The organism is uncultured Photobacterium sp. (assembly GCF_947502415.1).
Taxonomy (GTDB): Bacteria; Pseudomonadota; Gammaproteobacteria; order Enterobacterales; family Vibrionaceae; genus Photobacterium.
In genome coordinates, this window is record NZ_CANMZV010000003.1 from 280,858 (window position 1) to 289,491 (window position 8,634).

General features: G+C 44.2%; 8 protein-coding genes and 1 tRNA gene. 6 read left to right on the plus strand and 3 right to left on the minus strand.

Features of this window, described 5'->3' with window-relative positions:
- Positions 1–108 precede the first annotated feature (108 nt).
- The 5 genes from Q0852_RS05415 (at position 109) to Q0852_RS05435 (ending at position 5,457) form a co-directional block, all read left to right on the plus strand.
- Entirely contained in the window at positions 109–681 is a 573-nt protein-coding gene (locus Q0852_RS05415) for a sigma-70 family RNA polymerase sigma factor (protein ID WP_299014947.1), read from the plus strand.
- A complete protein-coding gene (locus Q0852_RS05420) occupies positions 668–1,381 on the plus strand; it encodes a DUF3379 domain-containing protein (RefSeq protein WP_299014949.1) in 714 nt (237 codons plus the stop codon). Before Q0852_RS05415 ends, Q0852_RS05420 begins: the two co-directional genes overlap by 14 nt.
- Before the next feature lie 296 nt (positions 1,382–1,677).
- A complete protein-coding gene (locus tag Q0852_RS05425) occupies positions 1,678–2,931 on the plus strand; it encodes an outer membrane protein transport protein (RefSeq protein ID WP_299014951.1) in 1,254 nt (417 codons plus the stop codon).
- Positions 2,932–3,276: 345 nt separating this feature from the next.
- Positions 3,277–4,602, plus strand: a complete 1,326-nt coding sequence (locus Q0852_RS05430) for an outer membrane protein transport protein (RefSeq protein ID WP_299014954.1) — start codon at positions 3,277–3,279, stop codon at positions 4,600–4,602.
- A 207-nt stretch (positions 4,603–4,809) separates the two neighbouring features.
- Entirely contained in the window at positions 4,810–5,457 is a 648-nt protein-coding gene (locus Q0852_RS05435; protein ID WP_299014957.1) for a trimeric intracellular cation channel family protein, read from the plus strand.
- 87 nt (positions 5,458–5,544) lie between these two features.
- On the opposite strand, the gene aroC is transcribed toward Q0852_RS05435, so the two are convergent.
- The 3 genes from aroC to Q0852_RS05450 all read right to left on the minus strand — a co-directional run bounded on the left by aroC (position 5,545) and on the right by Q0852_RS05450 (position 8,323).
- Complete coding sequence (aroC, locus tag Q0852_RS05440; protein ID WP_299014959.1) at positions 5,545–6,630, minus strand: chorismate synthase; 1,086 nt, start codon at positions 6,628–6,630, stop codon at positions 5,545–5,547.
- A gap of 260 nt (positions 6,631–6,890) precedes the next feature.
- Positions 6,891–7,979 carry a 23S rRNA pseudouridine(2604) synthase RluF gene (gene rluF, locus Q0852_RS05445; RefSeq protein WP_299014962.1) on the minus strand — a complete coding sequence of 363 codons (1,089 nt, stop codon included), beginning with the start codon at positions 7,977–7,979 and terminating at the stop codon, positions 6,891–6,893.
- A gap of 170 nt (positions 7,980–8,149) precedes the next feature.
- The gene (locus tag Q0852_RS05450) at positions 8,150–8,323 is read right to left on the minus strand and encodes a hypothetical protein (protein WP_299014964.1); all 174 of its coding nucleotides are present in this window, start codon (positions 8,321–8,323) and stop codon (positions 8,150–8,152) included.
- A 244-nt stretch (positions 8,324–8,567) separates the two neighbouring features.
- On the opposite strand from Q0852_RS05450, the gene Q0852_RS05455 reads away from it, so the two are divergent.
- A tRNA-Tyr gene (locus Q0852_RS05455) sits at positions 8,568–8,634 on the plus strand.

Genomic DNA, 8,634 nt, shown 5'->3' on the forward strand with positions numbered 1-8,634 from the left:
AAATTTGAACCAGATCAATTTTAATGCTGATAATTCACTGAATCATGCAATCGCTGAATAAAACAAACGCAAAAAAGCACAGCGATTTCTAATTTGATAGGCAAATTTATGATTAAGCAATTTTTTCGAAAGAAAAAGTCAGATACCTCGGTCTCTGTAGACATGAATAAGCAAAGACGTTATGAAGCCCTTGTAAGGGCCTGGCATCGAGATCTATATCGCTATGCCTACTGGTTATGCCATGACCCTCATATCGCTGAGGATGTTGTACAAGAAACCTGTCTGCGAGCATGGCGTTCTCTTGACAGCCTACAAGATGACAAAGCGGCTAAATCCTGGTTAATTACCATACTTCGCAGGGAAAACGCGCGCCGGTTTGAGCGCAAACAGCTGGATTTGGTCAATATTGATGACTACGCCGTTTCTGATACCAACCATCAGGATTCAGAAATGGATATTGAGCACCAGATCCTGCACAAGCAGATCATGAAGTTATCACCTGAGTATCGGGAGCCCTTAGTATTGCAGGTTATGGCTGGATTTAGCGGTGAAGAAATCGCAGAAATTCTAGGCTTAAACCGCAACACCGTAATGACACGCTTATTCCGTGCTAGAAATCAATTAAAAGAGCAAATAGAGAAACAATCCGATCGGAGGGGCCAACACAATGGACGATCTTGAATTCCGTCGTCGTATCCTGGCAGATCCTAATGACAACAGCCAGGAAATGAACGAAGCAAGAAATGCATCGGTCACTAACCGGAAACTGGCTGATGAGCTATTACAGCTCGATGCCAAACTCGAAAAAGTGTTAAAGATCGATGCACCGGACGATCTGGCAGATCGTATTTTGTTTCACCAATCAGGACAACCTGAACATAATCGAAACCGAACGCGATTCCACCTTGCAATTGCTGCCTCTGTCGCTTTTGTTTTCGGCTTACTAATCGGCCAGTTTAATTACCTGAATAACCCGATTAATGCTACCAGCGAAGTAGCACAAGTTGCCTTGGAGCACGTTTACACTGAAGCGTCTTTTATCAATAACATCGATGAGTCGGTCACACTACAGCAAGTCAACGCTAAGTTAACCCCGTTTGGATCTGAAATTAATGACCTTCCCGGCCACGTTTACTATGTGAACCACTGTGGCTTCGGTGATAAAAATGCACTGCATATGGTAATGGCAACAGATAGTGGAAAAGTCACCGTCTTTATTGTACCTGAACAAAGTCCAAATATGAGTTCGTTCAGTGACAACAAAATGCAAGGTGTTGTCATGCCAATTCAGAACGCAAGCTTAATTGTCGTCGGTAACAAAGGTCAAAATATCACCCCTATAGCCAAGCGTCTGGAATCTGAACTAAATTGGGAAATTTAACAATTTCAATGGCAATTTTAGCGATCATTGGTAAAACCAATAGCAATGATCGCTTAACACACCTATAAAAACAATAAATTTCATACACTTACCTTAGTTGCATATTTTGCTTTTTGTTATCTCTTCTATACCCTATTCTTCGCTACACTCCCCCTTAAGTTATTAACTAAACCATTACAGGCAATAAGTTATTAACTGGTCTGATTTGATACATCCGGCTACACCAATACAATCTGCGCTCTCTGCAAGAAATAGCAGTAAAAAGTAATACCTATAAGTTAGGAATAACAATAAATATGAACAAGAAGCGTCTGTTTACAAAATCTGTGGTTGCTTTTGCAATCACCATGGCATCACAGCAAGCACTGGCTGCTGGTTTCCAACTTAACGCACAATCTGCAACTGGCCTTGGCCGTGCATTCGCAGGTGATGCCGTTATCGCTGATAACGCATCTGCAATGGCTCGTAACGCAGCGGCAATGTCACTATTTGATGCGCCGGCTCTATCACTGGGTATCAATGCTATTGATACTGATATTAAAGTTAAGAATGGTTCTTATCGTGGATCTCAGAACCCATTCTTGAATGGTGACTTAGAAGACCAACAAATTGGTGGGACGTCATACGTACCAAATATCTATTACATCCACCCAATCAACGATAAATTCGCTGTTGGTGCAGGCCTTTACTCTAACTTCGGTACGAAAACTGAATTCAACAGTGATTACGCAGCTAACGGCTTTGGTGGTCTAACAGATGTAAAAAGCATCAACCTTGCACTAAGTGCATCATACCGCATCAACCAGCAATGGAGTGTTGGTGGCGGTTTTGATGTCATCTATGGTGAAGGTAAGCTACAGCGCTATATGCCTGAAGCAGAAATTCCAAACTCTGGTGGGCAAAAAACACCACATACAAATCTAGTTGATATCGATGCTGACGGTGTCGGTTTCGGCTTCAATCTGGGTACAGTTTACGAATTCAATGAAGATAACCGTTTCGGCCTTTCATACCGTTACAGCCCTGAACTAGAAGTTGAGGGAGATATGAGCTACGCCCTTGCTGATATCTCACAAAGCAAGCTGAAAATGCCTCTGCCGGATATGGCTGAATTCTCTGGCTTCCACAAACTAAATGATCTATTCGCAGTACACTATAGCGTTCAGTGGATTGGCTGGAGCGAATTCGACAAGCTTGAAACCACTAATGGTGTTAATCTTAACGACTATGAATGGAAAGATGGCTGGCACTACGCATTAGGTGGAACCTACTACCTGAACAATGACTGGACCCTGCGTGCCGGTTATATGTATGACACCAGTGCCCAGGATGAGAAGACATCAATCTCCGTGCCTGATTCAGATCGCCAGTGGTTCTCTGGTGGCTTCACATACCACATCGATTCAAAATCAAACATCGATGTAGGTTTGACTTACCTACTTGGAAAAGATGTTGCAGTTGAAGAAAGCAAACCGGGTCTAGGTACAGTCAAAGCAACCACACGTGCTAACGCATGGCTATACGGTATCCAGTACAGCCGTTCGTTCTAATTCAGCGAATAAGTTAGTTTTATCACACAAAAGGGAGCTAAGTAGCTCCCTTTTTTATTTTCCTTATAATTCATATACTTACTAACTCAACCACAGAAGCAAAAAATATTACTCACTAATTTCAGCGCACAAGGCGTCGCTGAAATGCTCTTGTCAGTACACAAGTGTACGCTGAAATCTCATCCGACCAGAACTTAACGCTTACTTTCTACCAGATATAATCTCGCAAAGTTCTCAAACCGCAAAATTTAACACTTAATCAGTTTTAAAGACAAAGATTTACTTAAAGCTTTTACTCTAAGGCGTATGATTCGCGGCATCGAATTTCAGCGAACATACAGACTGATGAACAAGAACAAAATTACTCTATCTTTGGTGGCAGCGTTAACCCTTGGCATGAGTGCCAATGCAATGGCAGCAGGTTTTCAGCTAGCCGAGTACTCTGCAACTGGCCTTGGCCGCGCTTTTGCCGGTGAAGCGGCAATGGCAGACAATGCCAGTGCACAGTTCCGCAACCCAGCGATGATGACTTACCTGGAAGGTACGCAAATCTCTACGGGTGCGATCTATGTTGATCCGAATATTGACGTTGAAGGTGAAGTAACACCTCACGCAGCCAATGGAAACACAACAAATCAGTCTTACCAAAGTAATGCTAAAGACATTGCTAATGACGCAGTGATCCCGAATTTCTACCTGTCCCATCAACTCAATGAAAAGTGGGTTGCGGGTCTGGCAATTGCGACCAACTATGGTATGGAAACTGAGCTGCCAAGCGATTTTAAAGGCACTCAGTTTGGTAACGAGGCAATGGTTAAATCGGTAGAGATTAACCCTAACCTTGCTTACAAGATTAATGACCAATTCAGCATTGGTGGTGGTGTTCGCTATGTAATGGGTGAAGGCCACTTCGGTGCGGTTAGTTCTGCTGACATTAAGCACCCTCTTACAGGCAGAATCATTATACCAACAGGCACAACCCTAAAATACATGGAAGGTGACGACACCGCATGGGGTTGGCAGCTAGGTACAGCATGGCAAATTAACCAAGATAACCGTATCGGTATTAACTACCGTTCAGCAGTAGACTTCAAACTTAAAGGTCATGCTGAAGGTGCTGCATTTAAACTTGCTCCAGGCCAAAAACTTAATGGTTCAATGGCACTATCACTGCCTGCAACCGCTGAACTGGCTAGTTACCACCAACTAACTGATAAGCTAGCGGTGCATGCGAGCTTTAACTGGACCGACTGGAGCAGCTTCGAAAAACTTGAAGCAAACATTGATACTATAGGTACAGTTGCAATTAAAGAAGAGAACTGGGAAGACAACTACCGTCTAGCTTTAGGTTCTACGTACCAAGTAGACAACAAAGTAACAGTTCGCGGCGGTATTGCTTATGACACTTCAGCTGTAAGCGACAAAAACCGTACTCTGACAATTCCAGAAACAGATCGTCTATGGCTAAGTACAGGTGTTGGCTACAAATGGTCACAAAACCTAACCCTAGATGCTGCATTTACGTATATCTTTGCAGATGACGCTCCAGTTAATGAACCGCGTTCAGGAATTGAGTCTGACAAAGCATCAGTTCCATTTGGCGGTACATACCAGGGCAAAATTACCGGCAATGTATGGCTGGTAGGCGTACAAGCTAGCTACCGTTTCTAAGCCTGAAAGGCTAATTACGAGTAACATAACTCGTAGTCGACGAAAGTAAATTTAAAGAGAGTGCATTGGTATGCACTCTCTTTTTTATTGGCGCTTAGGTATGAATTTAATTCATCCATAACGAAAAACTTTTCATTAGACGCTGCATATCTTACTACTTAAAATCGCAGCCTTTCTTGCATTCTTTAGTTTTCATTAATTTATCTCATGCTTTTAACAACACTTTATATTATCGGAATCACAGCGGAAGCAATGACCGGTGCCCTTGCTGCCGGCAAACGTCATATGGATTGGTTTGGTGTCATGCTGGTTGCCAGTGCTACAGCTATCGGTGGCGGCACAGTGCGCGATATCTTGTTAGGTCATTACCCGCTGGGTTGGGTCGCTCACCCACAATACCTGGTTATTACTTGCCTGGCTGGCCTATTTACTACCATCGTGGCCCCGTTAGTTGTTCGCTTTCATAAAGTGTTTGTGCTGCTTGATTCACTGGGGTTAATTGTTTTCAGTATTATTGGCTGCCGTGTTGCGATGGACATGAACCTGCCGGTATTAATCTGCATTGTAGCTGCCGTTGTTACTGGTGTCTTTGGCGGGCTTTTACGAGATTTGATCTGTCGCCGTCCACCAATGGTTCTGCATAAAGAACTTTATGCATCAGTTGCATTCATGGCTGGTGCTATGTATTACGCTATGCTGTACTTCAGCATTCCGGAAACATTCACCACAATTACGACCCTGGTTATTGGATTTGTTGTTCGTATTGCCGCTGTTCAATTCAGCTGGAGCCTGCCAGTTTTCAAATTTGATGAAATTGAAAAAATTGAGCAGAAAAAAGTGGAATCCAGCTCATAGCTGCGACTAAAAAAAGAGACAAAAAAAGCGAGAGCCCGGCGGGCTCTCGCTTTTTAACATGCAAACCATTTTCAGCTTGGTATTACATTAAATCTTTGGCGTTTCTGTAATTACGTCTGCATTTTGCCCACGATGACGAAGCAAGTGATCCATCAACGTAATTGCAAGCATGGCTTCTGCAATCGGTACTGCGCGAATACCGACACATGGGTCATGGCGCCCCTTCGTGATCACCTCGGCAGTTTCACCCTGACAAGTAATAGTTTCACCGGGAACGGTAATACTGGACGTCGGTTTAAGAGCGATATGGGCCACAATATCCTGACCGGATGAAATCCCGCCCAAAATGCCACCAGCATGATTGGACTTAAAGCCTTCCGGCGTCATTTCATCACGATGTTCACTGCCACGCTGTTGGACCACATCAAAACCATCACCAATCTCAACGCCTTTCACTGCGTTTATGCTCATCAGCGAATGGGCTATATCAGCATCAAGCCGATCAAATACAGGCTCTCCCAGTCCAACAGGGACATGGCTTGCCACAACAGTCAGCTTGGCGCCAATAGAGTCACCGTCTTTTTTCAACCTACGGATCAATTCATCAAACGCATCGACTTTATCGGCATCTGGGCAGAAAAACGCATTTTGCTCAATCTGCTCCCAGTCTACCTTATCGATCTTCACATCCCCCATCTGGGATAGATATGCACGTACCTCAATACCATGAACCAGCTTTAAGTATTTCTTTGCTACCGCCCCTGCAGCCACACGCATCGCTGTTTCACGAGCAGAAGAGCGACCACCACCGCGATAATCACGCACACCGTATTTCTGATGATATGTATAGTCCGCATGGCCTGGACGGAACAGCTCTTTAATATTGGAGTAATCTTTAGAACGCTGATCGGTATTTTCAATCAGCAGCCCTATAGACGTCCCGGTAGTCTGCCCTTCAAACACCCCAGAAAGGATCTTTACCTCATCAGGTTCACGACGCTGGGTTGTATACTTGGAAGTACCCGGACGACGGCGATCCAAATCATGCTGCATATCTGCTTCGGTCAGCGCCAATCCCGGCGGGCACCCGTCAATAATGCAGCCCAGTGCCAAACCATGGCTTTCACCGAATGTAGTGACGCGAAAAAGTTGTCCAATCGTATTGCCTGCCATTACTTCCCCTGTGATTTTCTGATAGTTATCAATACAAAACCGGCAGCGCTTCCGGTCAGTATGGCACTTACTTTGAATTCGTTAATGAGTACATAGTGCAAATTAGTCGTAACGAATGCAAGCAGGGAATAATTATGAGAATAGACAGCTTGCAGTAAAAGAAAGCAGAAAGGTAATAAAGGAAGGAAAATAATAACGCCGCGAGAAACAGCTTTCTCCCGCGGCGAAAAATAATTTATAAGGGAATAGTCAAAGCGAGATTAAGACTCTTTTTTTGACTTCCACTTCTTAATACCGCTAGAGCTACCTGACTTAGAACCACGAGAAAACTCGTTATCACGCGATGGCTTGCGATGGCTCGGTTTGTGGCCACGGTTTGGTCGAGAACTACGACGTTCATCATCACGAGACTCATCGCGGCTGCCCGGGCGGCGCTTACGATCAAATTCGCTCTTCCCCTTGTAAGTCTTATACTTCACTTTTTCGTTATCACGGCTATCAGCATCTTGCAGACGGCTATCATAAAGCTTGGCATCAGTAGCCTTTTTAATCGACTGACCTTTACCATCAACACGTGAAGCTTCCTCGGTGCTGCTGGAACCCGAAATCAGGCTATGAATTTCTGCAATTTCCGCCTCAGTCAGGTAACGCCACTTACCATTTGGCAAGCCGTCAATACTGATGTTCATAATACGAACACGACGCAGTTTAAATACATCGTAACCAAGCGCCTCACACATTCGACGGATCTGTCGGTTCAACCCCTGAGTCAGAACGATACGGAATGAATACTGTGTTTCCTTCGTCACTTTACATGGCAAAGTAACGGTATCCAGAATTTCAACGCCTGAAGCCATTTTATCCAGAAATTCCTGAGTGATAGGCTTATCAACTCGAACAACATATTCCTTCTCATGAGAGTTACCTGCACGAAGGATCTTGTTTACGATGTCACCGTCATTAGTCAGGAAAATCAGGCCATCTGATGGCTTATCCAGACGACCGATAGGGAAAATACGTTTCCGGTGGCCAATAAAGTCAATAATGTTGTCTTTAATATGGCGCTCAGTCGTACAGGTAATACCTGTCGGCTTATTCAACGCAATATAAATCGGCTTTTCTTTAGCACGCAGTGGCTTATCATCCACCAGCACTTCATCACCCGGCTGAACTTTCACCCCCATTTCTGGCTCCTGGCCATTAATGGTTACACGTCCTTGCTCAATAAGCTTGTCCGCCTCACGGCGTGAGCAAAAGCCCGTATCACTGATAAATTTGTTTAATCGTACTGCTTTTGCCTGATTGGTTTCGGCATTGTCAGCGGCATTCTGAGGCTGGTTATGAGACATGGTGTTCTTCTTTAATAAGCGTTTCGCAACGCGATCAAGGTCATTAAATTAGCTATTCATGACAATTCTACCAATCCCAAGGGAAACTGGAAAAGAAATATTATGTGCTACGCAAAAACAAAATAACCGCCGGTTGAGCGGTTAATACATACAGAGGTAACTAGCTTACCTTAACTGACACTGGCGAGCTGAGCATCTATCTCGGTCTGAGTTATGGCACCACGACCCACAAGGCGCTTGAATGTAGCCTTTTTCTCTGCCGCATGGGAAGCCTCCTGAAAATAGAAGAATCCGCCACCGGACAATGCAGCCGTCACCAGAACCGCAACAAGGATTTTTTTCATGATCAAAATCGCTTAAAGAAAACTGGTTTGATCATATCGAAAGCAGACCATCAACGGCGAAAATAAATGTAAAGTTAGGCAATATTCTGTTTATAAGTGAAAAATATAGTACTGAAAAATGGAGGGTAATGTCCCTGCAACCAACAATATGATGAAAATACCAGCATACAAACAAGTTTTCGCAGGAAAAAGGTTTACAGCGACATAATGTTTGCTATTATCCGCTCCGCACTTGTGGAGGGGTTCCCGAGTGGCCAAAGGGATCAGACTGTAAATCTGACGGCTCCGCCTTCGAAGGTTCGAATCCTTCC

What these genes read in the sequence shown, in the direction of transcription:
- Q0852_RS05430 (WP_299014954.1), top strand. Translation starts at nt 3,277, where the DNA reads ATGAACAAGAACAAAATTACTCTATCTTTGGTGGCAGCGTTAACCCTT.
- Q0852_RS05420 (WP_299014949.1), top strand. Translation starts at nt 668, where the DNA reads ATGGACGATCTTGAATTCCGTCGTCGTATCCTGGCAGATCCTAATGAC.
- rluF (WP_299014962.1), bottom strand. Translation starts at nt 7,979, where the DNA reads ATGTCTCATAACCAGCCTCAGAATGCCGCTGACAATGCCGAAACCAAT.
- Q0852_RS05415 (WP_299014947.1), top strand. Translation starts at nt 109, where the DNA reads ATGATTAAGCAATTTTTTCGAAAGAAAAAGTCAGATACCTCGGTCTCT.
- Q0852_RS05435 (WP_299014957.1), top strand. Translation starts at nt 4,810, where the DNA reads ATGCTTTTAACAACACTTTATATTATCGGAATCACAGCGGAAGCAATG.
- Q0852_RS05425 (WP_299014951.1), top strand. Translation starts at nt 1,678, where the DNA reads ATGAACAAGAAGCGTCTGTTTACAAAATCTGTGGTTGCTTTTGCAATC.
- Q0852_RS05450 (WP_299014964.1), bottom strand. Translation starts at nt 8,323, where the DNA reads ATGAAAAAAATCCTTGTTGCGGTTCTGGTGACGGCTGCATTGTCCGGT.
- aroC (WP_299014959.1), bottom strand. Translation starts at nt 6,630, where the DNA reads ATGGCAGGCAATACGATTGGACAACTTTTTCGCGTCACTACATTCGGT.